At 72.4% G+C, this 23,014-nt stretch carries 18 protein-coding genes; 4 read left to right on the forward strand and 14 right to left on the reverse strand.

Annotated elements, in window-relative coordinates; all coding sequences use genetic code 11:
• Nucleotides 1-13: 13 nt before the first annotated feature.
• Together HD593_RS17650 and HD593_RS17655 are read right to left on the reverse strand one after the other, a co-directional pair.
• Nucleotides 14-1,576, reverse strand: coding sequence for an NAD(P)-binding domain-containing protein (locus tag HD593_RS17650; RefSeq protein ID WP_185103186.1), 1,563 nt, complete (start codon nucleotides 1,574-1,576; stop codon nucleotides 14-16).
• Nucleotides 1,577-1,662: 86 nt separating this feature from the next.
• The gene (locus tag HD593_RS17655; RefSeq protein ID WP_185103187.1) at nucleotides 1,663-3,162 is read right to left on the reverse strand and encodes a class I adenylate-forming enzyme family protein; all 1,500 of its coding nucleotides are present in this window, start codon (nucleotides 3,160-3,162) and stop codon (nucleotides 1,663-1,665) included.
• Between the two features lie 115 nt (nucleotides 3,163-3,277).
• Here HD593_RS17655 and HD593_RS17660 point away from each other — a divergent pair, with 115 nt between their 5' ends.
• Nucleotides 3,278-3,967, forward strand: coding sequence for a sulfotransferase family protein (locus HD593_RS17660; protein ID WP_185103188.1), 690 nt, complete (start codon nucleotides 3,278-3,280; stop codon nucleotides 3,965-3,967).
• 3 nt (nucleotides 3,968-3,970) lie between these two features.
• Here the strand turns inward: HD593_RS17660 and HD593_RS17665 are convergent, their stop codons facing one another.
• Nucleotides 3,971-5,056, reverse strand: coding sequence for a DUF4352 domain-containing protein (locus HD593_RS17665; RefSeq protein WP_185103189.1), 1,086 nt, complete (start codon nucleotides 5,054-5,056; stop codon nucleotides 3,971-3,973).
• A gap of 188 nt (nucleotides 5,057-5,244) precedes the next feature.
• Here HD593_RS17665 and HD593_RS17670 point away from each other — a divergent pair, with 188 nt between their 5' ends.
• Nucleotides 5,245-5,991, forward strand: a complete 747-nt coding sequence (locus tag HD593_RS17670; protein WP_185103190.1) for an SDR family NAD(P)-dependent oxidoreductase — start codon at nucleotides 5,245-5,247, stop codon at nucleotides 5,989-5,991.
• Nucleotides 5,992-6,084: 93 nt separating this feature from the next.
• On the forward strand, nucleotides 6,085-6,954 hold the full coding sequence (locus HD593_RS17675) for a hypothetical protein (protein ID WP_185103191.1): 870 nt from the start codon (nucleotides 6,085-6,087) through the stop codon (nucleotides 6,952-6,954).
• Between the two features lie 60 nt (nucleotides 6,955-7,014).
• Here HD593_RS17675 and HD593_RS17680 read toward each other — a convergent pair whose 3' ends face one another.
• From HD593_RS17680 to HD593_RS17700, 5 genes are all read right to left on the reverse strand, one after another.
• Nucleotides 7,015-7,827 (reverse strand): DUF4352 domain-containing protein, encoded by an 813-nt coding sequence (locus HD593_RS17680; RefSeq protein ID WP_185103192.1) that lies wholly within the window; start codon nucleotides 7,825-7,827, stop codon nucleotides 7,015-7,017.
• Between the two features lie 97 nt (nucleotides 7,828-7,924).
• Entirely contained in the window at nucleotides 7,925-9,754 is a 1,830-nt protein-coding gene (locus HD593_RS17685; RefSeq protein WP_312903523.1) for a glycoside hydrolase family 15 protein, read from the reverse strand.
• Between the two features lie 154 nt (nucleotides 9,755-9,908).
• A complete protein-coding gene (locus tag HD593_RS63430; protein ID WP_185103194.1) occupies nucleotides 9,909-13,142 on the reverse strand; it encodes an ATP-binding protein in 3,234 nt (1,077 codons plus the stop codon).
• Nucleotides 13,142-14,425 (reverse strand): oxygenase MpaB family protein, encoded by a 1,284-nt coding sequence (locus tag HD593_RS17695; RefSeq protein WP_185103195.1) that lies wholly within the window; start codon nucleotides 14,423-14,425, stop codon nucleotides 13,142-13,144. The genes HD593_RS63430 and HD593_RS17695 overlap by 1 nt, the downstream gene beginning before the upstream one ends.
• A gap of 23 nt (nucleotides 14,426-14,448) precedes the next feature.
• A complete protein-coding gene (locus tag HD593_RS17700; protein ID WP_185103196.1) occupies nucleotides 14,449-15,159 on the reverse strand; it encodes a Crp/Fnr family transcriptional regulator in 711 nt (236 codons plus the stop codon).
• A gap of 179 nt (nucleotides 15,160-15,338) precedes the next feature.
• Between HD593_RS17700 and HD593_RS17705 the strand changes: the two genes are divergently transcribed.
• Nucleotides 15,339-15,935 carry an RNA polymerase sigma factor gene (locus tag HD593_RS17705; RefSeq protein ID WP_185103197.1) on the forward strand — a complete coding sequence of 199 codons (597 nt, stop codon included), beginning with the start codon at nucleotides 15,339-15,341 and terminating at the stop codon, nucleotides 15,933-15,935.
• A gap of 7 nt (nucleotides 15,936-15,942) precedes the next feature.
• Here HD593_RS17705 and HD593_RS17710 read toward each other — a convergent pair whose 3' ends face one another.
• The 6 genes from HD593_RS17710 to HD593_RS17735 all read right to left on the reverse strand — a co-directional run bounded on the left by HD593_RS17710 (nucleotide 15,943) and on the right by HD593_RS17735 (nucleotide 22,885).
• Nucleotides 15,943-17,184, reverse strand: coding sequence for a hypothetical protein (locus HD593_RS17710; RefSeq protein WP_185103198.1), 1,242 nt, complete (start codon nucleotides 17,182-17,184; stop codon nucleotides 15,943-15,945).
• A gap of 191 nt (nucleotides 17,185-17,375) precedes the next feature.
• The gene (locus HD593_RS17715) at nucleotides 17,376-17,795 is read right to left on the reverse strand and encodes a hypothetical protein (RefSeq protein ID WP_185103199.1); all 420 of its coding nucleotides are present in this window, start codon (nucleotides 17,793-17,795) and stop codon (nucleotides 17,376-17,378) included.
• Nucleotides 17,796-17,897: 102 nt separating this feature from the next.
• A complete protein-coding gene (locus HD593_RS17720; RefSeq protein ID WP_185103200.1) occupies nucleotides 17,898-19,871 on the reverse strand; it encodes a beta-galactosidase in 1,974 nt (657 codons plus the stop codon).
• Between the two features lie 11 nt (nucleotides 19,872-19,882).
• Nucleotides 19,883-20,716, reverse strand: a complete 834-nt coding sequence (locus tag HD593_RS63435) for a carbohydrate ABC transporter permease (protein ID WP_185103201.1) — start codon at nucleotides 20,714-20,716, stop codon at nucleotides 19,883-19,885.
• On the reverse strand, nucleotides 20,713-21,672 hold the full coding sequence (locus HD593_RS17730; RefSeq protein ID WP_185103202.1) for a carbohydrate ABC transporter permease: 960 nt from the start codon (nucleotides 21,670-21,672) through the stop codon (nucleotides 20,713-20,715). Before HD593_RS17730 ends, HD593_RS63435 begins: the two co-directional genes overlap by 4 nt.
• A gap of 1 nt (nucleotide 21,673) precedes the next feature.
• Nucleotides 21,674-22,885, reverse strand: a complete 1,212-nt coding sequence (locus HD593_RS17735) for an ABC transporter substrate-binding protein (RefSeq protein WP_185103203.1) — start codon at nucleotides 22,883-22,885, stop codon at nucleotides 21,674-21,676.
• Nucleotides 22,886-23,014 lie beyond the last annotated feature (129 nt).

Raw genomic sequence — 23,014 nt, forward strand, 5'->3', positions numbered from 1 at the left:
GCCCGTCTCCCCCTCACGCGGGCACGGAGGCCGTCCGCGCGGCGAAGAACGCCCGGAGCGGCTCGACGTGGACCTCGGGGGAGTCCCACTCGTTCTCCAGGTTCTCCGTGATGTGGTGGACGGCGACGGGCCGGCCCGGCAGGTGGTGCCGCACGACGGGGTGCAGGTAGTGGCCCTCGTGGGCGCGGGCCGAGTCGCTCTGGCTGATGCGGGCCACCTCGATGTCGAACGGGTCGACCTGGTCGTGGTCCGGGCCGTACTCCAGGGTGATCGCGAAGTGGCCGCGGTCGCCGATCAGCGGGCCCTGGAGGTCGTGCGGCAGCTCCTCCAGGTAGCGGGCGGTGCCGTCGCCGTTCAGCACGATCACGTCGGCGAGCAGGCCGAACTGCTGCCACAGCGCCGAGGTGCGGTTGACCCGCTCGATGACGGCCGCCGCGAGCGCCGCCGGGTCGGCGGGCAGCTCCCTGGCCGGCCAGGGCACGCCGTGGTGGCGGGACTCCATGATCCGGTGCAGGGCGCGCACGCCGTACCTGAAGCCGTGGATGAAGCCGCTCGTGCCGCGCTTGAAGTCGCGCGACTGGGTGATGGTGCCGGCGAAGTACAGGTCCGGGACGTTGACCGACTCGTACGCGGGCGTGAGCGCCGGGAACCTGCCGTCGATCACCAGCTCGGGACGGCAGTCGCCGGCGAAGATCGAGGCGTCGAAGCGGAAGCCGGTGCAGAGGATCACCCGGTCGTACGGGATGTCCTTGGTGACCTCGTTGACCCGGGCGAAGGCCACCGTGACCAGGTACGTGCCGTCCGGCTGCCGCTCGATGCGCCTGATGTCGCCGTCGAGCAGCGCGTTCTGCGACTTGAGCTGGTAGGTGTCGAGCAGGCCGTTGTTGACCGCGCGCAGGTGGCCGACGTAGTGGGTGCGCCAGGCCATGCGTACGGAGTGCGGGCCCGCCACGTGGATGACCGCCGCCGTCTCGATCAGGTTGTCGGCCGTCTCGAACGCCGAGTTGCCCTTGCCGATGACGAGCACCCGCTGCCCGAGGTAGCCGGCGGGGTCGGTGGGGGCGGTGCCGTACAGGTCGGCGGTCTCCACGCCCGGGATGGGCGGGATGTTCGGCCGGGTGACGCCGGTCGCGACGACCAGCCGCCGCGCCTGGTACGTGCGGCCGTCCGCCACCGTCACGCGGAAGCCGTCCGGCCGCTCCACCCGGGTCACGCGCGCGTCGTAGGCGATGCGCAGCCCGCACGCCTCGGCGAAGTCGCGCAGGTAGCGGACCAGGTCGTCGGCGTGCGGGAAGTAGCGGTCGCTGTAGCGGGTGAACAGCAGGCCGGGGTCGTCCGAGAGCAGCGAGTTCCAGTCCATCCGGAGGTTGAGCTCCGGGTCGTCCCAGCCGGTGTGCTTCTTGTTGATCGAGATGAGCGTGCGATGGCGCGGGAAGGTGCGGAAGAACTGGCCGGGCTCCGGCCCGGCCTCGAGGATCAGGTACGTGCGGCCCGCCCGGTGCAGGAAGTGACCGAGCTGGAGGCCCGCGGGCCCGGCGCCGATCACCAGGTAGTCGAGGGTGGTGTTGTCCGCCACTGACGCCTCCGTCACTGCAAAGTGGTTGAAGGGGCAAATATCAGTGTTGGCGGGTAATTCTCAGAGTCTGCTTAGAAAGAGTCTGCTCAGAACAGGCCTCCGCAGTGCTGCGCCAGGAGGGCCCGCTTGTCCGGCTTGCCGCTCGTGGCCACCGGGACGCCGGGGACCACCGTGATCGTCTTGGGCACGCTGTCCTCGCCCAGCTCCGCCCGTACGCGTGCGGCCAGCGCCGCCTGGTCGGGCACCCTGCCGGGCGCGGGCACGACGAACGCGTGCACCGCCTCGCCGGTGCTCTCGTCCGGCGCGCCCACCACGTACGCCTCGTCCACGTCCGGATGGCCGGTCAGCACCCGCTCGATCGGCCCCGCGTACACCACCATCGCGTTGACCATCACCACGTCGCGGGAGCGGCCCTCCAGGTGCAGGAAGCCGCCGGCGTCCACGTGGCCGAGGTCGCGGGTGCGCAGCCAGCCGTCCCCGAGCGTCTCGCGCGTCTCCGCCTCGTCTCCCCAGTAACCGGCCATGATGTACGGACTGCGGACGTGGATCTCGCCCGTACGGCCCGGCGGCAGCTCGGCGCCGGCCTCGTCGCGCACGCTCAGCTCGACCCCCGGATGCGGCAGGCCCACCGGGGCCACGATGCCGGCGGCGATGTGCTCGGGGGTGAGCATGGCCACGTTGCCCGCCTCCGTCTGGCCGTACCCCTGGTAGACGACGGGGCCGAGCCGCGCGGCCGCCGCCCTCAGCCTGCGCGGGCCGATCGGCGAGCCCGACACCATCAGCGCCCGCAGGCTCGACACGTCCGCCGTGTCCAGCAGCTCCATCATCCGGAACAGCCTCGGCACGGTGATGATCGAGCCGGTGATGCGGTACCGCTCGATCGCGTACGGGAACATCGGCCGCCCGTCGTCCTCCGGGATCACCGCCGTACCGCCGCCGAGCAGGCACGGCGCCAGGAACTCCATGACCACCATGCTCGCCAGCGTGCCGAACAGCAGGTACCGCTCGAACCCGCGCGCGAACGCCTCCGCCACCGGCGACCACACGCGCGGCTGCCACGCCCAGTGCTCGCCGAGCGCCCGGTACGTGATCGCGCAGCCCTTGGGCCGGCCGGTGCTGCCGCTGGTGAAGGTCAGGGCCGCCACGTCGTCCGGCCGGGCGGTCAGCTCCAGCGGCCCGCCGTCGTCCGGGCGGGCCAGCAGGTCCGCCGCGCCGGGCACGGGGCCCAGCGAGAGCGTCCGCCCGGTCATCAGCTGCGGCGTCGCCGTGGCCGGGTCCACGAGGACGGCGTCGACGTCCATGGCGAGCACGTGGGCGAGCTGGCCGGGCGGGTAGCCGGGGCGGATGCCGACGACGCGGCAGCCCAGCGCGTGCGCGGCCATGTGCGCGGCGAACGCCTCCGGCGTCACCTCCGTGCGGACGGCGATCGCCCGGCCGGGGCCCAGGCCCGCCTCGCGCAGCGCTCCGGACAGCCGCCGGATCAGCTCCAGCAGCTCGGCGCGGGTGACGGTTCTGGCGCCGTGCTCGAAGGCCGGGGTGCCGGGGGAGCGGCGCAGCGCCTCGATCAGGGGGTGCGGGAAGAGCATGGTGGGCTCCTCTGTGCGGTGAATGGGCGTTCCCGGAGTGCCTGATGCCGTCATATAACGGGATTTGTCGCGATGTTAGGCGGCGCACATCAGAGAGAGATCAGAGGTGTGCGGGGTGAAGGTGATCGGCGCGGGCTTCGGCCGTACCGGGACGAGGTCCTTGAAAGCGGCACTCGAACTGCTCGGGTTCGGGCCCTGCTACCACATGTCCACCGTCATCGCCGAGCCGTACCGGGTGCGGCAGTGGCTCGACGTCGGGGAGGGGCGCTCGCGGGACTGGGACACGCTGTTCGCCGGGTTCCGGTCGGCGCTCGACTGGCCCGCCTCGGCGTACTGGCGGGAGCTGGCCGGGCACTATCCCGAGGCCAAGGTCGTCCTCACCGTCCGCGACCCGGCGCGCTGGTACGACAGCGTCAGCGCGACCATCTTCCGCAGCGCGCTGGAACAGCGGGCCCGGCCGCCGCTGCGGCGGCGGGTGATCAGGTGGATGGTGGCGCGGCGGGCGCCCGACTTCGCGCTGTACCCCCGGATGGCCAGGGCCACCTTCATCGACCCCGTCTTCGGCGGGCGTCTCGACGACCGCGACCACGTCATCGAGGTCTTCGAGCGGCACGTCGCCGAGGTCAGGGCGGCGATCCCGGCCGGGCGGCTGCTGGTGTTCGAGCCGGGGGACGGGTGGGAGCCGCTGTGCGCGTTCCTGGGGGTGGCCGTGCCCGACGTGCCGTATCCGCAGGTGAACGAGCGGGCGGCGTTCCGGCGCAAGCGGCCGCGGCGGCTGGCCAGGCTCATCCTGCGCGGGCGGTGATCCTCAGGACAGCGTCCACTCGCCCTTCTGGCTCGCGATCCCGCTGTTCAGCCCGAACTGGAACGTGGCGAGCACCGCCGGCTCCGGGACCTCGAACACGATCACACCCTTGCGCGAGTCTCCCGCGTTGACCGTCACGGTGCCGCCGAAGCCCTGGCCCTCGGTGACGTTCGAGAGGGTCGAGCGGTACTGCTGGCCCTGGCCGTCGATGAGCCAGGCGCCGTTCGTGGGGGCGTCGGTGTAGACGGCCTGGCCCGCGTTGGCGAGCGTCACCTCGACGGCGACGAGCTTGTTGCCCGTCTTCGGCTTCAGGAAGTCGGAGGCGGGGGTGGCGGGGTTCACGACCCGGTTCACGGTCACGCTGACCTTGAGGCCGGGGTCCATGCCCTGGACGGTGAGCGTCCCGCCCACCCTGGCCGTGGCCGGCTGCTGCCCGGTCTGCCCCTGCCCGGTCTGCCTCTGCCCGGTCTGCCCCTGTGCGGGCTGGTTTGCGGCGGGTTGGCTCGCGGCGGGCTGGCTCGCCGCCGGTGGGGTGGCCGCGGGTTGAGTGGCGGCGGGCTGGGTGGCGGCGGGCTGGGTGGCGGCGGGCTGGGTGGCGGCGGGCTGGGTGGCGGCGGGCTGCCCGATCCCGGTCTGGCCGGTCCCCGGCTGCCCGATCCCGGCCTGGTCGGTTCCCGGCTGCCCGACGCCGGGCTGGTCGGTTCCGGGCTGGCCGAACGTGTCCGCCGTCGGCTGGCCCACCGTGTCGCCCGCGGCCGGAGGCTCGCTCGCCAGCGGCTCGCGCGAGGGCATGACCATGGTCGCCCCGCCGGAGTCGGTGAGCACCGCCCGCCTGCCGGTGTCCGTCAGCACCATCACCACGGCCGCGCCACCGCCCAGGAGCAGCAGCGGAACCCCGACCGCGAGCAGCACGACCAGCGCCAGGTTGTCCCGGAGCGACGGCGGCGTCACCGGCGCCTCGGGCTCCGGGCGGCCCTGATGCCGGTACGAAGGCGGGTACGAGGGCTGCTGGGGCCGCGGGCCGTACGGCGGCTGCTGGTACGGAGGCTGCGGTCCGTACGGGCCGGACGGCAGGGGCGGGTATCCCATGGCGCGACTCCTGATAGGGGACGGGACTAATGGGACGTTCCAAGCGCGTGACCGGTTGTCCCGCGCCCGTAACAGCTTGATCGACTTTTCGCCGCCTCGCCAGCCGGCGTACCGGAAGACGCTCAGGCGGTGATGGTCGGGATGCCCCGGATGATGCCGTTCGCGGCCGATCCCCTAATGTGCCGTGAATGAGCGGACGTGGAGTTCTTGTCACCGGGGCATCGCGAGGGATCGGACGGGCGATCGCGGCGGCGTTCGCCGCGCAGGGAGACAGGGTGGCGATCCATCACCGTGACTCCGCCAAGGAGGCCGAAGACCTCCTCCACGAGCTGCCCGGCCAGGGGCATGCCGTGGTGCGGGCCGACCTGGCCGACCCCGAGGCCGTCAGGACCATGGTGGACGAGGCGGCCCGGGAGCTGGGCGGGGCGATCGACGTGCTGGTGAACAACGCGGGCGTGTTCTTCCACCACCCCGTCACCGAGACGTCGTACGAGGAGTGGCAGGACGCCTGGCGGCGCACCCTCGGCGTGAACCTGCTGGGCGCGGCCAACGCCGCCTGGTGCGCGCTGCGGCACATGTCCTCCGGCGCCCGGATCATCAACGTCTCCTCGCGCGGCGCGTTCCGCGGCGAGCCCGACAGCCCCGCCTACGGCGCCAGCAAGGCGGGCATGAACGCGCTGAGCCAGTCGCTGGCCATCGCCCTGGCCCCGCGCGGCATTGCGGTGGCCGCCGTGGCCCCCGGCTTCGTCGAGACCGACATGACCAACGAGCACCTCAAGGCCCCGCGCGGCGACGCCATCCGGGCCCAGAGCCCGTTCGGCAGGGTGGCGCGCCCGGAGGAGATCGCCGCGGCCGTCCTGTATCTGGCCTCGCCGGCCGCCGAATGGGCCAGCGGCGCCGTGCTCGACCTCAACGGAGCCTCGTACCTGCGCTGATTCGACACCGCCCGCAATGCCGTGATCTTCCCGACATTGCGGGCTATTGTGAACTCTCAGGGCACTTCGGGAACTCGCTCAGAGGGGGACGGCGTGGCCAAGGGCTGCCTGTACGCGCTGTTATCGGTCGCGTCCTGCGCGGCCGTCCTGGTGACCTGCCTCGCCTTGTACCTGGTCGCCGGGCCGGTCGGCGCGGTGTTCTCGGTGCTGGTCGCGCTGGTCGGCCTGTGCGCGTTCATCGTCGCCCAGGACACGGTGCGCCGCCGGTCGCTGGCCGCCGAGGAGGACCGGCGGCTGGCCCAGGAGCGCGACCACGTCAGGCGTACGGTCGACTTCGTCGCCGACCCCGCCCTGACCGAGGAGGAGCGCCTGACGATCATCGACTCGTTCGTCCCGAGGCTGCGTGTCTCGCGGGCGCCGTTCCGCGACCGGCTGGTGCTCGTCCCCGAGCTGTCACCGGCCGCCCGCGCCCTGCTGGAACGCGCCAGGCGGGCCGTGGTGTCCGTCTACACCTCGCAGGCCATGCGCCACCGCCTGCTGGACGGGCTGGCCAACGAGGTGCTGCTGCCCCGGCAGATCTGGGAGATCGCGATGCTGCTGCGCGTCCAGACGCACCTGCGCCAGGAGCAGGACCGCGCCATGCGCGGCCTCGTCACCCCCGAGCTGAGGGCCGTGCTGGAGCCGCAGCAGGAGGCGCTGCGCCGCTCCGAGGCGTCCGTGACGGCCAGGGTGGAGCAGCTCGAGCGGTACGCGCGCCGCGTCCAGGAGGCCGACGCCGCCCTGCGGGCCCGCGAGGCGCTGGACAACAACGACAAGTACCGCGCCCTGCTGGCGCACACCGACGACGACGAGGGGATGCGCGCCCTGGAGACGCAGGGCGCGGCCCTGGAGGAGACCCTGGCCAGGAGCGTGCGCGTGGCCATCGAGGCGGGCCAGACCCTGAGCCTGGATCGTCAGACCTGACCGTCAGACCTGACCGTCAGACCTGACCGTCAGACCTGACCGACGACGGCGATCAGCGCGTCAGCGCAGGGCCCACTCGCCGCGCTGCTGGGCGTACCCGCTGTTCAGCGCGAACTGGAACCGCACCAGCTCGGCGTCCTCCGGCACCTCGAAGACCACCGTCCCCTTGAGGCTGTCACCCGGCTTGATCGAGGTCATCCAGTGGAACGGCAGGCCCTGCTCCACCCGGCTGATCGAGAACGGATACTGCTGCGAGCCCGAGTCGATCATCACCGCACCGTTCATGGGAGCGTCGCTGTAGACGACCCGCCCCTTGTTGGTCAGCGTGAGCTGGACCGCCGCCAGCCGGTTGCCCGGCCTCGGCTGCGCGCTGTCGGCCGTCGGCGCCGCGTCGTGGTAGACCTCGTTGAGCGTCACGGCCATCTTCGAGCCGGACTCCATGCCCGCGAGCGTCACCGTCCCGCCGGGCCTGCTGGTGAGCGGGTCGCCGTCGTCGCCCTTGGACGCCGTCCCCTCCGAAGGCTCGTCGGAAGGCGGCGCGGCCGGCTCGGCGGGCTGCTCGGCCGAGGCGGGCGGGTCCGCGGGCGAGGCGGACGCCGAGCTGATCGAGTCGCGGACCGGCTCGATCAGCACGAACCAGGCCGTCGCGCTGCCCCCGAGCAGCACCACCGGCACGCCGATGGCCAGGGCCAGGACGAGGGCCAGGCGGCGGCGCGGCCGGGTGGGCGGGGTCGGCGGCCCGTACCCGTACGGCGGGCCGGCGAGGTGGTCGGGGCCGGCCGTGTACTGGTGGCCGGGCCCGTACGGGTCGTGCGGCGGCGGCGCGAACGACGCGGCCTCCTGCTGGCGGTGCGGATCCGATGGGTATCCCATGGCGCGGCTCCACTGGAGGGAGAAGGACCGTCCAAGGATGCGCCCGGCCGCCCGCCCCGGATGGGCGTAATGCCTGTTCGGTCTGGTATTGAACCCTTCAGCCGCCCCGGGCGGCCCAGTCGTGCAGCTCGTCCGTGGTGCCGGACGCGTCGAGGTTGAGCGCCGCCTCGATCAGCGCCAGGTGCGTGAACGCCTGCGGATAGTTCCCCAGCATGCTCCCGTCGTCCGGAGCCATCTCCTCGGCGAAGAGGCCGAGAGGCTCGGCCCGCGCGCACAACGTCTCGAACCGGTCGCGGGCCTCCGCCGTCCGCCCGGCCAGCACCAGCGCCGACACCATCTCGAACGAGCACAGCAGGAACGCCCCCTCCGGCCCGTCCACCCCGTCGGCCGTGCCCTCGGGGTCGTAGCGGTGCAGCAGCGCCCCGCCCTCGCCCAGCCGCGACTGCACGTGGTCGAGCGTGCCCAGCACCCGCGGGTCCCGCCCGTCGAGGAACCCGACCAGCGGCACCCGCAGCAGCGACGCGTCCGCGGCCGTCGAGCCGTACGACTGCACGAAGGCGTCGGCGTCCTGCGAGTAGCCGTGCGCCAGCAGGTCCTCGCGCACCGCGTCGCGCTCGGCCCGCCACTCGTCGAGCGGCAGCCCGTCCTCGCCGGTCAGCTCCGCCAGCCGCACCGCCCGGTCGAAGCACACCCAGGCGTACAGCTTGGAGTACGTCCACGCGCGCGGCCCCCCGCGCACCTCCCAGTTCCCGGCGTCGGGCTCGCGCCACTGCTTGCGCGCCAGCCGGACGAGCCGCCAGAGCCGGGACGTGTCGTGCCCGGTCAGCTCGCCGGTGACCTCGTGGTAGGCCAGCGCCGCGTCCATGATGTGCCCGTAGGTGTCGAGCTGGTGCTGGCCGGAGGCGTGGTTGCCGACCCGTACGGGGCGGGAGCCCGCGTACCCCTCCAGGTGGCCGAGCACGCGTTCCCCGGCGACCGGGCGGCCGTCGATGGCGGCCATGGGCGGCACCCGTTCCGCGTCGCCGCCGCACTGCCGCAGCAGGCACTCCAGGTAGGCGCCCGCCTCCTCCCGGTGGCCCAGCCGCAGCAGCGCCAGCACGGTCAGCGCGGCGTCGCGGTGCCACACGTAGCGGTAGTCCCAGTTGCGCGGCCCGCCCGGCCACTCCGGCAGGGACGTCGTGGGCGCCGCGAGCAGCCCGCCGCCCTCGTCGTACAGCAGGCCGCGCAGCACGATCGCGCTGTGCCGCACCTCCTTGGCCCCGATCCCCGCGTACCCGGAACGGGCCGACCAGGCCCGCCAGGACCGCACCGTGTCCTCCAGCAGCCGCCCGGGATGGCCGCTGGGCGCGGCACCTGTGTAGTCGAGCGTGAGCGCCAGCGACTCGCCCTCCCGCAGGACGGTGCGGGACTCGGGCTCCGGCGCCCCGGCCAGGATCAGCCCCGAGTCCTCCTCCAGCACCCCGCCGCGGCCGGTCCAGCGGGCCTCGCGCGCCCCGTAGTCCGGTCTGGCCAGCACCCGCGACCTGACGACCGCGCGCCCGCGCTCGCACCTGGCCCACCGCACCAGCAGGCGTACGGGACTCATGCCGCCGCCCTCGCCGGCCGGTGACCCGGCCGGTGACCCGGCCGGTGACCCGGCCGGCGACATGGCCAGGAAGTCGTGCACGACGACCGAGCCCTGCGCGCCCTCCCAGCGCGTGCGCAGCACGAGCGTCTCGTCGAGGTAGCCGCGCTCGGCCACGGACGCCTGCTCGACGTGCAGCTCCCACGCCCCGCCGCGCCGCCGGTCGAGGATCCTGGCGAACACGCTCGGGCCGTCGAAGCGCGGGGCGCACATCCACTCCACCGCGCCGTCGGGAGCGACCAGCGCCGCCGTGTGGCAGTCGGACAGGAACGCGTACGAACCGATCGGCGGGTAGCCGCTCACTATCACTCGAACGGGCTGCCCGGCCCCTGACCTGCTTAAACAGCCTCGCCGGACGATGGCGCGCCGCCCCGGCGGCGGCGCGCCCCCGGGGGACGGCGGCGCGCCCTGCGCTGGACGGCGGCGCGCCCGCATCGGGTGGCGGGCGCGCGCCGCGCTAGGAGGTGGTGGCGCGCCGGTCCAGGAGCAGCGCGCCCCGCCCGGCCAGCAGCGAGCGGCACCACTCGCGCAGGTCCGCCGGCTTGGGCCCGCCCAGCTCGCCCGAGTCCAGCAGTTCCGCCCAGTCGAGCAGGGACTCGGCGAGCATGAGCGGCACCCCGCGCCGCTCGTGCACCTCGGCCGCGGCCTCGAAGTGCTCGGCCGCCCGAGCCTGATCGCCCATCGCCACGCACAGGTGGGCCAGGTAGTGGTGCCCGCAGTGGTGGGCCACCGCGCCGTGCCCGAACGTCTCCCCGCCGGAGGCCAGCGAGTCGTACAGCCGCCCGGCCAGCTCGGCCCGCCCCAGCCGGGCGGCGGCCACGGCCAGGTTGTCGAGCGCGGACCGGTGCGCCATGTTGCGCGGCGGCGCGGCGCCGCCGTACTCCAGGATGCGGTCGAGCAGCGGCGCCGCCTCCTCGTCGCCGAGCTCGCACAGGTAGCGCAGCACCGCGTGCACCGGGTCCACGCGCGGGCGCTGCGCGGCGCGGCGCAGCCGGTCGCGCAGCTCCCACAGCCGCCCCTGCAGCCGCCTGATCTCGCGGATCTGCTCGGAGTAGATCGCCATGGCCTCCAGGCGGCGGCCGATCTCTGAGCCGAGCCGCAGCGCCGACTCCGCCTCCGCCTCGGCCTGCACCAGGTCGCCCTGCATGAGCGTCAGGCCGGCCTTGGAGTAGCCGATCAGCCAGGTGAGGTGCGGCTGCCCGAGCCGGCGTGCCAGCTCGTCGGCCTGCCCGAGCAGCATGGCCACCCTGGTGGTGTCGCCGCCGTCGAGCACCGGGGGAGTGCGCTGCATGTACGCGTGGAACAGCGCCAGGTCGTCACCCGTCCTGCGGGCCGCCTCCAGCATCTCGTCACCGTCGCGGTGCCGCTGGTGCAGCGGGTCGGCCGGGATGATGGTCAGGCTGCGCATGCCGAGCACGCTCGCCAGCGTGCGCGGGTCGCCGGACTTGCGGGCCAGCGCCACCGCCTCGTCGCTGAGCGCGAAGCGGCGCTCGCCGTCGGGCGCCCAGATGAGCTCGGAGGCGAGCTGGGCGGCCAGCAGCGCCCTGGTGCTGACGTCGGTGGAGTCGACCACCTTGCGGGCCTCGGTCAGCAGCGCGATGCGCTCCCGGTCGGGCGCGGCCGAGATGGCCGAGCCCCGGTCGCCGCCGAGCGCCGCGGTGACGAGCAGGTCGTGCCGCTCGCACTCCCTGGCCAGGTCGGCGGCGTCCAGCAGGGTGCGCCTGGCCTCGGGATGCCCGGCCAGCCACATCGCCCTGGCGCACTCGACCAGCAGCTCGGCGCGCCGCTCCAGCGTGGTGCCGGGGAAGTCCTGCAGCAGGTCGAGCACCCGCTGGTACCAGGTGACGGCCTCGCGGTGCGCCAGCCCGGCCAGCGCGTGCTGGGCGGCCTGGACGGCCGCGTCCGCCGCCGCGCTCACCCGGGCCGGGTCGCGGCCCTGCTGGGCGGCGGCCACCAGGTGGGCGGCCACCACGTACGGGCGTGCCCGCATCGCGGCCGGGTCCGTCTCGCACAACGCGTCGGCCACCCGCCCGTGCAGCAGCGCGGCCCGCGGCGGCGAGAGCGTGGCGTAGAGCGCGTCCCTGGTCAGCTCGTGGGAGAACTGGCAGGACCCGTTGTCGAGCATGGTCACCAGGCCGGTGCCCATGGCCTCCTCCACCGCGGCCACGAACCTGGCCTCGTCGAGCCCGAGCCCGCGGCGCAGCTCCGCCGAGGTCATGCGCTCGCCGACGGCCAGCAGGCTGACCAGGTCCCTGGCGTCGGGGTGGAGCTGCGACAGGCGGGCCGTCACCATGCGGGTGACCGAGTCGGGCACGGCCAGCGCGTCGAGGTCCTTGCCCGCCCCCAGCTCCCTGATCACCTCGCTGACCAGGAACGCGTTGCCGCCCGTGATCCGGTGCAGCCGCTCGGGGTCGCTGCTCGCCCGCGCCTGCGTCAGCGCGGTGGAGACCTCGTCGAGCCCGAACGACGGCACCTGCACGACGCGGGCGCCCGCGGTGAGCTTGTGCAGCTCGGGCAGCGTCTGCGGCGGCGCCGACTCGACCGGGACGGGCCGCGACATGGCGAGCACGAGCAGCGGCAGCGCGTCGGCGTCCCACATGAGGGCGCTGAGCATCTGCAGCGACTCCAGCGTGGCCCACTGCAGGTCGTCGATGATCAGCAGCACCGGCCGTACGGTGGCCAGCCGCTCGATCAGCGTGCGGGCGGCGGCCATCAGATGGTAGCGCTCGGACACGGGCTCGGTGGCGGGCGGCACCTCCAGCGACAGCGGCGGCGCGGCCAGCGACGGCGCCAGCCGGACGAGCTGCCCGCACTGCTGGTCCACCCCGGCCCGCAGCAGCAGCGCGGGCGAGGTGCGGGCCAGCCGCTCCACGGCCCCGGCGATCGGCTCGTACGCCTTGCGCGCCGGATCCGTGCACCGCCCCGCCAGCACCGTGAACTGCCGCTTGAGCGCCCGCCTGGCCACCTCGGAGGCCAGCCGCGTCTTGCCGACCCCCGGGTCGCCCTCCAGGATCACCAGCCCGCTGCCGAACTCGGCCGCCGCCAGCTCCCCGTCCAGCACCCGCAGCTCCTCCTCGCGGCCGACGAAGGGCAGCGTCCCCGCGTCGTCCAGCCACGGCGCCAGCCCGCCGCCGAGGTGGTGGTCGGCGCTCTGCCAGTGCAGCTCGTAGGTGTGCAGCGGCTCGCGCAGCCCCTTGCCCGGCAGCCGCCCGAGATCCTTGAACTCGTGCCTGCTGCGCCCCTGCGCCAGCCGCCTGACCAGGTCGGTGCAGAGCACCTGCCCGCCTTCGGCCACCGCGACCAGCCGGGCGGCCTCCACCGTGGGCAGCCCGCTCACGTCGTCGTGCCCCCAGCACACGTCGCCGGCGGCGAGCGCGGCCCTGATGGAGATCTTCTCCAGGGCGCGCTCGTTCTCGTCGGCCACCGCCTGCTGCACCGCGATGATCGCGTCGAGCCCGGCCGTCGCGGAGTCGAACACGGCCATCAGCCCGTCGCCCAGGCTCTTGGTGAAGGTGGATCCGCTGGCCGTCACGACCGAGCGGAGGAGCTCGTAGAGGCGGCGGAAGACCACGTTGGCCCGCTCCTCGCCGAGCCTGATCCGCAGCGCGGTGGAGCTGACCACGTCGGTGAACAGGATGGTCGCCGTGGTGAGCGTGCCCGGCTCACGTCTGGGCTCATACGGACCAGTCACTAGCGCGGGCCTTTCCGCCCCTGCGCGGGCGCTCGTAGCGTCGTGCGGACGGTGCGGCGGAGCGCGCGCGTGCGGACCGCGGGGGCCGACTGCTTGATCCGCCAGGCGCGGGCCAGCTCGTCGGGGATCCTGAACGCCGCCTGCCCGTCGGAGTGGCGGTCGATCAGGGCGATCACGATGTGCCGCCCGGCCTTCCGTACCAGCCAGCGAACCACACCGCCCGCGGGCCCTGCCAGCCATTTCTGCCGGTGGGCGGAGCGTGCCGCGGCGAACAGCGCCGTGCACCACCAGGCGGCGGCGGGCACGCCGAGCAGCTCGGGCACCCGGTGGACGCCGTGCTCGGCGTCCTGGAAGATCCAGTGCACCAGGCTGCGCGGCATCTTGCGCCAGCCCAGCGGCATGAACGTCTCCATCTCCGTCAGCAGCATGGCCATCAGGCGGCGCCCCTCGTCGCTGGGCTCCAGCAGGCGGCCCAGGCGCGCGCTGACCGGCTGGACGTCGGCGAGCGTGAGGGGGCCGTCGCGGCAGACCTCGATGCCCATGAGGTGGCCGAAGACGCTCCAGGTGTAGAGGTTGGCGGCGCGCTCGTCGTCGCTGAGCACCACGCCCATGGTCTCCATCGCCTCCCACGTGACGACGGAGAAGTCGAAGAGCGTGGCCAGCAGCAGCTCCTGGTTGACCGGCGGGCCGTACTGCTCGGTGTCCCAGTGGTCGGCGTACTTCTCCTCGACCAGGGCCCGCACGAACGAGTGCAGGATCCGCAGCCCGATCGCCGTCGTGTGCCCGGGGCGGCCCGGCTGCAGGCTGTCGGTGGCCTTCAGGCCCATCACGTCCACCAGCATCTGGCCGGTCTCCGCCACCCGGCGGGTGAGGCTGTGCGTGGCCAGGTTGGAGACGCCGGCCAGCACCTTGGCGCTGGACACCTCCACGTACGCCATCGGCAGGCACGCGAAGAACAGCGCCGCGGACTGGTACAGCCCGTAGTCGGCGAACACGGCCTGCCCCCGGGCCAGCAGCTCCCGGTCGTCCCCCCACTCGGGCAGGTCCCTGGTGAAATCGAGGGCGTCGAAGATCTCCGAGGCCGGTGGCTCGCCCGAGGGGGCCCTGGCCTCCCGCTTGGCCGCCCCCAGCTCCGCGACCACGGCCTTGACCAGCTCCAGCGCGCCCGTCCCCGCGGGCTGCGCCTGGAGGTACTCGGCCACCACCTTGTCGACGTCAGGATCGGCCTGCTGCCTGAGCTGCCGGAACCTCTCCTCCGGCCAGCGCTCGTCATGGACGTTCATCTACCCCGTACTCTCCAGTTCGTTCAGAGGCCGCCCCGTTTCCGCAGGGCGGCGACATCCAGCAGCGTGATCGTCCGCCCTTGGACGGAGATGAGGTTCCTCGACACCAGCGACTGCAACGCCCGGTTGACCGCGGGCCGCGACGCGCCGATCAGCGCGGCGAGGTCGGACTGGGTCAGCCCGGGCAGGTCCACCACGTCGTCGGACCGGCCGTGCTTGTCGGCCAGTTGCAGCAGCAGCTTGGCCAGGCGACCCCCGAGATCGAGGAAGGCCAGGTCGGCGGCCTGGCCGGTGAGCCTGCGCACCATGCGGCCGAGCAGGCGCAGGAACTCGTCGGCCAGCCCCGGGTGCTCCCGCATCAGCTCCAGCAGCCGCGCCCTGGGCAGCGCGAACACCCAGGACGGCCGCGCGGTCACGATGGAGGCGGAGCGCGGCGAGCCGTCCAGCAGCGCCATCTCGCCGAACGTGTCGCCCCTCCTCAGCATGTTCAGCACGATCTCGTCGCCGTGCTCGGTGGTGAAGACCACCTTCACCAGCCCGTCGAGCAGCACGTACAGCGACTCTCCCGGGTCCCCCTGATGGAAGATGATCTGCCCCGACCGGTAGCGGCGCGCCACCCCCGCGCGCGCCGTGCTCCTGATGCCGCTCTCCCCGAGCACCTGGAACAACGGGATCTCCGCCAGCACGGCTGCGACCGGCTCGACCTCGTACGGGAGCCCGCTGCGCGCGTTCATGCAAGAACTCTAGGCCGACTTCCGCGAGCGGACAGCAGGCGGCGGGCGATCTCCCGAATGTGACGAGGGCCACACCCGGACTGTTCCCTTCGGAACAGTCATTTCGGATCATCCGTCGCACGGTGAGGTAGCCGGCCGGAATTGGCCCCCCGAGAAACCGGACCGGCGGGGAGAACGACATGCAAGCGCAGACCATGGAACGGCTCGGCACCCGCCCCGACACCCGTCCCGACACCGCCGAGCTGGTGTCCGCCGCCCGCGAGGGCGACGCCTGGGCGTGGGAGCAGCTCGTCGAGGAGTTCAGCCCGATGCTGAAGGCCCGCATCCGCCGCTTCAGGCTCAGCCACGAGGACGCCCAGGACGTGCTCCAGACGACCTGGATGCTCGCCTGGCAGAACCTGGGCAGCGTCGAGGACGGCCACCGCATGCCGGGCTGGCTGGCCACGATCGCCTTCCGCGAGTGCCTCAAGCTCACCAAGCGCACGAAGGAGATCTGCACGCCCGACCTCGACTCGCTGGGCAGCACGGACGACGTGGACAGGGAACTGGCCAGGATCTGGCTGGCCGGCACGCTCGAAGAGCTGGTCGAGGAGCTGCCGGCAGCGCAGCGGGTCCTGTTCAGAGCGCTCACGGAAACCTCCGAGCCCCACTACGTGGACGTCGCGCGCAGGCTGGGCAGGCCGGTCGGGAGCATCGGGCCCACCCGAGCCCGCACCTTCGCGAGGCTCCGCGGGCTGCTTCAGGCCCGCGAGATCACTCGCGACTTCCTGGACTGAGGGCTACTCAACGGTCAAGCGGGATCGCCTCCAGGAACGGCTCGAAGTCGAAGTGCGCCATCTCGTACGCGTCCGGATCGGTCTCCGTCGGAAAGGCGTAGAACTTCCTGCCGCGTAGCGCGGGCATGCCGCTGACGGCCTCGGGGACGAGCCCCCGCGCCATCTCCTCGGCCAGCCCGTCGGCGATCCTCTGGTCGAACGGCACCCGGTAGAGCGCGTCCACGCGCTGGTAGACGCGGAAGTAGCTGACGATGAAGCGCATGCGGTCGGGGTAGGACACCCAGTCGGTCACCCCGGCCGTGGACGCCTCCTGGTCCTCGGTGATGAACTCCTCGGCGAGCTTGCGCACCTTCTCGTTCTGGATCGGCGCCCACGCCTCGGCCAGGTCCACGCCCGCGGGAGCCGTCAGCGGCTTGCCGACCTTGACGTCGCTGAGCGGCGTCGCGACGGCGAACAGGTGGCGGGTGTAGAGCGAGGACCACAGGTCCTCCAGCTTGCGGGTCAGCCAGGGCTGGTCGGCGTGGCTCGCCGCGTACAGCTTGAACCTGGCGAACGGCTTGCGCGTGACCAGGGAGCGCAGCGACCGCCACGACACCCGGGTCAGCCAGCGGACCGGCCGGTAGAGCACCAGCTCCAGCGCCGCCTGCGCGCGGGCCTGCTCGTAGGCCGACAGCGCGATGTTGGCGCCCAGCATCAGCTCCGCCCGCGCCGCCCTGTCCTCGGTCTTGGCCGCCTCCACCATGAGCTGCGCGGCGTCCTTGAGGTAGCGCGGGTCGGCCGGGGACAGCAGGTCCGTCAGGAACTCCGGCGGTGTCGGCGTCAGGTCCGACTCGGGGCTGACCTTCAGGAAGCGGTCGGGCTCGTCGTTCCACAGGTTGACCGCGAGGCTGGCCGTCTCCAGGAAGATGGCGCGGTTGGCCAGCGCGAGGCCGAGCTGGTAGCTGGGCCCGAGCAGGGTGAGCAGCGCGGCTCTGAACAGCCGTTTGAAGCGCTGCGGCACGCGCAGGCGGCGGCCGAAGTCCTCGATGAACGGCGACTTCGGGCCGAGGTCGAGGCTCTCGCCGACCGCCTTGGAGGTCCAGGTGGCGTAGCAGTACCAGTTGTTGGCCTCCCGGCCCAGGCGCACCGCGAGGTCCCCGGCCACGCGGTGGTAGCTGTAGGCGATGACCATGGCTTCGAGTGCCGCGCTCCGGTCCTTGTAGGCCGCGATGCGCAGCACGTCATCCGCGGTCATCGGAGTGTCGGACATGGAGTCTCCCGTTTGCTGGTCCCGTCGCCTGGCGGAGGGCTCACGGAGATTAGAGCGCCCCCGTCGGCGTCAGATACAGTCCGGCGGCCTGTGTCTCCCCAGTGGCCGCGGGCCAGAGCTTAGGAGGCACCGCTTGCGGGGTGCTTGCAGTACGATCATCGGCCTCCCCCGGCGGGCCGGGGGAGGGGGCCTCACTCCTTGACCGTCAGCCTGCTGATCACCACGAATCCGCCGAGCGCCCCCGCGGTGCCCGCGGCCGTCGTCGTGGTGAGGTTGACCACCAGGTCATAGATTCCGGGGGCGAGCTGGCCGCGCATGGGGATCGAGGCGGTATATCGGCCCGAGCCAGGGGTGAAGGTCAGCTCCACCGGTGGTGACGGATGCCTGGTCTCGCCACCGCCGGTCAGGTCGGCGATGATCTCCAACTGCCAGCGCCCCGCCAGCCAGTCGACGAGTTCGCCGGTGACCTCCCAGCTCACGTCCACCGTCCAACCCTCGTCCCGGTGCACCACGTGGGTGGGCTGGGCACCGGGATCGACAACCTGGCCGTGAAGGACACCGGCCAGTTGCTCGGCCGGCACCTTCATCACCTGGAACTCTCCTGATGCCATGGCGATCTCCTCTCCGCGGGCGGGTCCCCGTGCGAAGGAGCAGAGCGACGACACCGGCGGCGAAATACCGTGCCTTTTTGTCGATGCGTTTCCTGTTTTCGTCTAGACAAGTCGGCCGTTGATCCGGACGAGGTCGCCGGGCCCGGAGGCGCCGGTGCGCACCCCGTTGAGGCGCACGCCGGCCTCCACTGCGCAGTCGAGGTAGGCGTTGAGCCCTCTGATCACGAGGTCGCCGACCTGCCCGCCGGCCAGGCGCAGCACCGCGCCGCCGCCCTGCGCGGCGACCACCTCGACGGTCCCGTACGGGGTTCGCAGCCCGATCGGCCCCTCGTTGCCCGACTGGACGAGCACGACGAGGTAGTGCACATCCCGGGTCGGATGGCTGCGCAGGTACGCGTCGGCGTCGCCGTACAGGACGAGGCTCTCGCCTGCGGCGGGCGGGGGAGCGGACGGCGTGATCAGCTCGCAGGGGGCCATCCGCTCGTCCAGCGCGGGCACCGGGCCGTCCACCAGCACCCGCCCGCCCGCCCGCGCGTACGCGGCCAGCAGCTCCTGCACGCGCCGGTGCATGAACGGCCCGCCGGGCACCGTGACCGACCGGTAGGCGGCCAGCTCCCGAGCCGTCACGCTCTCCAGCTCGACCAGCCCGTAGTCCAGCCCTCCGGCCCGCATGCGCTCGTGGAAGGCCCGCAGCGCCCGCCCGCACCCGGGCCCCTCGGAGCCCTTGGACAGGGCGGCGATCCCGGCGTACGGGAGGTACAGGCCGAACGCGTCCCGGCGGACCGGCTCGCACTCCAGGAACTCCGCACCGTGCACGGCGAAGAAGCCCGCCAGCGCCCGCACCACCGGCGCCTTCCCCGTCGCCCTGCCGCCCGCGTCGATGGGCGGGCAGTCCGGGTACGGCCCCGCGTGGGCGGCGTCCAGCTCCGGCGGCCAGCCCGACGTGGCCACCCCGGTGTAGACGTTGAACCCGGTGGCGCCCGCCGCCAGCGCCAGCAGCGACTGGTGGAAGCTGGTCGCCCCGTCGATGTAGGCGGGGTCGTAGAGCTCGGAGAAGCTCCAGTTCTCCTCCAGGTTCGGCCCGGGCGCGCGCTTGGCGGCGATGACGTAGCGGGCGTGCGCGTCGCGGTCGGCCGACACGACGCCCATCCAGTTGGTGAACCCGTAGGAGATCTCGCCCCACAGCTCCGGCCTGACCCTGGCCAGCCAGTCGTCCAGCTCGGGCACGGTCGGCGGGTTGAGGTTGACCAGGACCGGCAGGCCGGAGCCGGCGGCCTGCGTCCAGACGCGGTACACCTCGGCCAGGTACTCCGCGTGGCAGCGCCCCCAGTCGGCCTTGGCGAGCGGGCCGGAGGCGGGAGCCGGGGGCTCGATGTCCGCCCAGCCGCCGTGGCGGGTGCCGTGCGCCGCGTTGTACGCCTGCGGCGTCCCGTACCAGGCCCGCAGGCGGTCGCGGTAGAACGCCACCCCCGAGGGGCTGTAGTCGTAGGCCGTCAGCGGCAGCGCGCCGCTGGTGTAGACGCCCTCGTTGGCGATCTGCAGCGCGATCACCGCCTCGGCCCCGTCCAGCACCTCCTTGCCCACGGCCGACAGCCACTCGGTGGCCCTGGCCAGGAACGCGGGAGCCAGCGGCGCCGGCAGCGGCCTGCCCTCGGGGGCGGCGGCGTCCGCCCAGCGCGAGGGTGCGCCTGACGCGTCCAGCAGCGCCTCGAACGCGGGATCCGCGTCGGGGCACACCCAGTCGGGCAGCCCGCCGTAGTTGACCTCGGCGTGGATGAACGGGCCCGGCTTGGCGATCACCCGCAGGCCCAGCTCGTGGCAGAGCGCCAGGAAGCCGATGACGTCCCTGGCCGGATGGGTCAGGCCGGTGAAGTCGGGCGCCGTGCCCGCCTCCGGCTGGTGGTGCCGCCAGGGCAGGTAGCAGGTGATCACCTCGATCCCGAGCCCGTCCCGTACGGCACGCAGGCGGTCCGCCCACACGGCCGGATCGTCGCGGTAGTACGGATAGTCGGCGGTGACGAGCACCCGCGGCACGCCGTCGACGACGGCGACCCCGTCGCGGACCTCGATGACCACAGTCGCTTCTCCTAACCTTTGAGACCGGTGAAGGCGATGCCCTGGAGGATGCGGCGCTGGAAGACCAGCAGCACCGCGATCACGGGCAGGACGGCGAGCGTGGCGCCCGCCATGATGTAGTACGCGCGCCCGCCGTCAGGGCTGGCGACGAGCTGCTGCAGGGCCAGCGGCAGCGTGTAGAGCTCGGGGTCGTTGGTGACCAGCAGCGGCCACACCAGGTCGTTCCAGTGGAACAGGAAGCTGGTGATGGTCACGACCGCCAGCACGGGCTTCGACAGCGGCAGCACGATCCGCCAGAAGATCTGCATCCGGCCGGCGCCGTCGATCAGCGCGGCCTCCTCCAGCTCGCCGGGCAGCGACAGGAAGAACTGCCGCAGCAGGAAGATGTCGAGCACGGAGGCGATGTTCGGCACGATCAGCCCCCACCCGGAGTCGAACATGCCCAGCGACTGGGTGACGTGGATGCGCGGCACCAGCAGCGTGATCGCGGGCACCATCATGCCGGCCAGCATGATCATGAACAGCTTGTCGCGGCCGGGGAACGGGATCCGCGCGAACGCGTACGCGGCCAGCGCGTCGATGAGCAGCTTGGCCGGCACCAGGATCGCGCACACCCAGACGCTGTTGACGAAGGCGTTCCCGAGCCCGCCGACGTCGAGCACGTAGGCGTAGTTGTCGAGCGTGGCCGCCCACTCGCCGGTCTTCTTGTCCAGCGGCAGCAGGCTGGGCGTCTTGGTGTAGATGTCCGGCCCGTGCTTGAACGAGGTGGCCACCATCCACAGGAACGGCACCACCGACACGGCGGCCAGCAGCACCAGCGCGACGTAGATCGAGGCTCTTCTCACGCGGCCTCCTGCTTGACGAACCGGAACTGCAGCGCCGTGACGATCATGATGAAGACCAGCAGGATGAACGACATCGCGCAGGCCGCGCCCATCGCGTCGTAGCGGAAGGCGAACAGGTACAGGTGCAGCACGTACGTCAGCCCCGACTGCTCGGGCCCGCCGGTGACGCTGCGGCCGTTCCCCGAGAAGATCACGTACACCAGGCCGAACACCTGCAGCGCCGCGATGACGCCCGTCACGAGCAGGTAGAACGTGGTCGGCCGCAACATCGGGAACGTCACCCGCCAGAACCGCTGCCACGGCCCGGCCCCGTCGATGATCGCCGCCTCCTGGATCGAGCCGGGGATGCCCTTGAGCCCCGCCAGGTAGATGATCATCGAGATGCCGCACTGCCAGGCCGCGATGAAGGCCAGCGCCGGGATGACCAGCTCGGGGGTGTTGAGCCAGTTCTGCCCGGGGATGCCGACCAGGCCGAGCAGCGTGTTGATCAGGCCGTACTGCGGGTCGTAGAGCCAGCGCCAGATCGCGCCCACCGCCGCCTCCGCCGTGACGACCGGCAGGAACAGCAGCAGCCTGAACAGGTTCGCGCCGCGCCTGATCGCGTTCAGCAGCAGCGCCTGCGCCAGCGCGGCGACCAGGGTCAGCGGCACGGCGATGAGCGTGTACTGCAGGGTGACGCTCACCGACTTCCAGAAGTGCGGGTACTTGACGTCGTCGAACAGCAGGTCGGCGTAGTTGGCCAGGCCGACCCAGCTCGCCTCGGTACGCAGGTTCCAGTCGGTGAAGCTGTAGTAGAGCGCGGACAGGGCCGGGTACAGCAGGAAGATCAGGAAGTAGGCGAGCGCGGGGGCGATCAGCAGCCAGCCGATCAGGTGGTCGCGGCGCCGGGCGCCCGGGCGGCGTCTGGCGCGCCTCCCGGGTCCCGTCGTCACCCGTTCGAGTACGGGAGCGGCCACGTCAGCCGTTCCAGCCGAGCAGGGAGCGGGTCTTGCTCGCCGCGTCGGTCAGCGCCTGCTGCGCCGTGGCCTTGCCGGTCAGCGCCGACTCGATGGCCGGGGCGATGATCTCGTCGTTGACCTGGATCCACTGCGGCACCGCCGGGCGCGCGTGCGCGACCTTGAGCTGCTCCAGGAAGGCCGCCTGCTCGGGCCCGCCCGCCGGCACCTGCGCCTTCAGGTGCACGGGGAACCCGCCGAACGCGTCCGCGACCGCGCCGTTGTTCTGCGCGTTGGCCAGGAACGCCAGCCACTTCCAGGCCAGGTCCGGGTTCTTGCTGGTGGAGAAGACCACGGAGTCCTCGCCGCCGATGTTGCCCGCCGGCTCGCTCTTGTACGGCAGCGGCGCCACGCCGAAGTCCAGGTCGGGGAACTGCTCCTTGATCGTCGGCACGTCCCACGGGCCGGAGATCGTCATGGCCGCCAGGCCGTTCTCGAACGGCTTGTCCGAGTCGGTGATCTTGCGCGGCGACGACTTCTGCAGGTCCACCCAGAGCTGCAGCGCCTCCACGGCCGGCGGCTGGTCGAACAGCACCTTCTTGCCGGCGTCGTCCACCATCTCGCCGCCCGCGCCGTGCACGATCCCGGGGAACATCCAGGCGCCGTAGCCGTCGCCCTTGGGCACGTTCATGCCCGCCACGTTCGCGTCGGCGGCGTGCACCTGGGCGGCGACCTGCTTCAGCTCGTCCCAGGTCTTCGGCGGGGTGGGCACCAGCTTCCTGTTGTAGAAGAGGGCGACCGTGGTCTGGTCCTGGGGCAGGCCGTAGAGCTTGCCGTTGGCTCGGTTGGTGTCGAGCGCGCCCTTGTAGTAGTCGGCCTCGGTGATGAGCCCGGCGGGCACCTCCTTGATCGTGCCGTCGAGGGCGTACTTGGAGACCAGCGGCTGGTCGAGTATGCCCGCGTCGGGGGCGCTCTTGCTGGCCACGGCGCTGCCCAGCTTGGTGTTGTAGTCGTCCTTGGGGATCTTGACGAGCTTGACCGTGACACCGGGGTTGGCCTTCTCGAAGTCCTTGCGTACCTGCTCCATGACCTGGCCCGCCTGCGGGGTCCGGTCCTGGTACATCCAGAACGTCAGCTCCTTGCCGTCGCTCTGGCCGCCGCCGCCACTGCCGCAGGCGGCCAGCCCGCACACGAGAGCCGCCACGACGGCGCCTCGCACAAGTCCTCGGCTCATTGCCATCTCCTCATCGGGGGGATGGCCAGACCATAATCTAAGCTCCGAAGAAAGTCAGGAAACGCTTTGGTAACACCGGCTACGCGTGTACTTCGGGCCGTGAACTAACATGGCGGCGGACTTCTGATA

Origin of the sequence: Nonomuraea rubra (genome assembly GCF_014207985.1) — a bacterium.
Taxonomy (GTDB): domain Bacteria; phylum Actinomycetota; class Actinomycetes; order Streptosporangiales; family Streptosporangiaceae; genus Nonomuraea; species Nonomuraea rubra.

Coding starts and splice junctions, on each gene's coding strand:
- HD593_RS17715 (WP_185103199.1), bottom strand. CDS start 17,795: ATGGCATCAGGAGAGTTCCAGGTGATGAAGGTGCCGGCCGAGCAACTG.
- HD593_RS17710 (WP_185103198.1), bottom strand. CDS start 17,184: ATGTCCGACACTCCGATGACCGCGGATGACGTGCTGCGCATCGCGGCC.
- HD593_RS17670 (WP_185103190.1), top strand. CDS start 5,245: ATGAGCGGACGTGGAGTTCTTGTCACCGGGGCATCGCGAGGGATCGGA.
- HD593_RS17705 (WP_185103197.1), top strand. CDS start 15,339: ATGCAAGCGCAGACCATGGAACGGCTCGGCACCCGCCCCGACACCCGT.
- HD593_RS17680 (WP_185103192.1), bottom strand. CDS start 7,827: ATGGGATACCCATCGGATCCGCACCGCCAGCAGGAGGCCGCGTCGTTC.
- HD593_RS17735 (WP_185103203.1), bottom strand. CDS start 22,885: ATGAGCCGAGGACTTGTGCGAGGCGCCGTCGTGGCGGCTCTCGTGTGC.
- HD593_RS17665 (WP_185103189.1), bottom strand. CDS start 5,056: ATGGGATACCCGCCCCTGCCGTCCGGCCCGTACGGACCGCAGCCTCCG.
- HD593_RS17655 (WP_185103187.1), bottom strand. CDS start 3,162: ATGCTCTTCCCGCACCCCCTGATCGAGGCGCTGCGCCGCTCCCCCGGC.
- HD593_RS17695 (WP_185103195.1), bottom strand. CDS start 14,425: ATGAACGTCCATGACGAGCGCTGGCCGGAGGAGAGGTTCCGGCAGCTC.
- HD593_RS17700 (WP_185103196.1), bottom strand. CDS start 15,159: ATGAACGCGCGCAGCGGGCTCCCGTACGAGGTCGAGCCGGTCGCAGCC.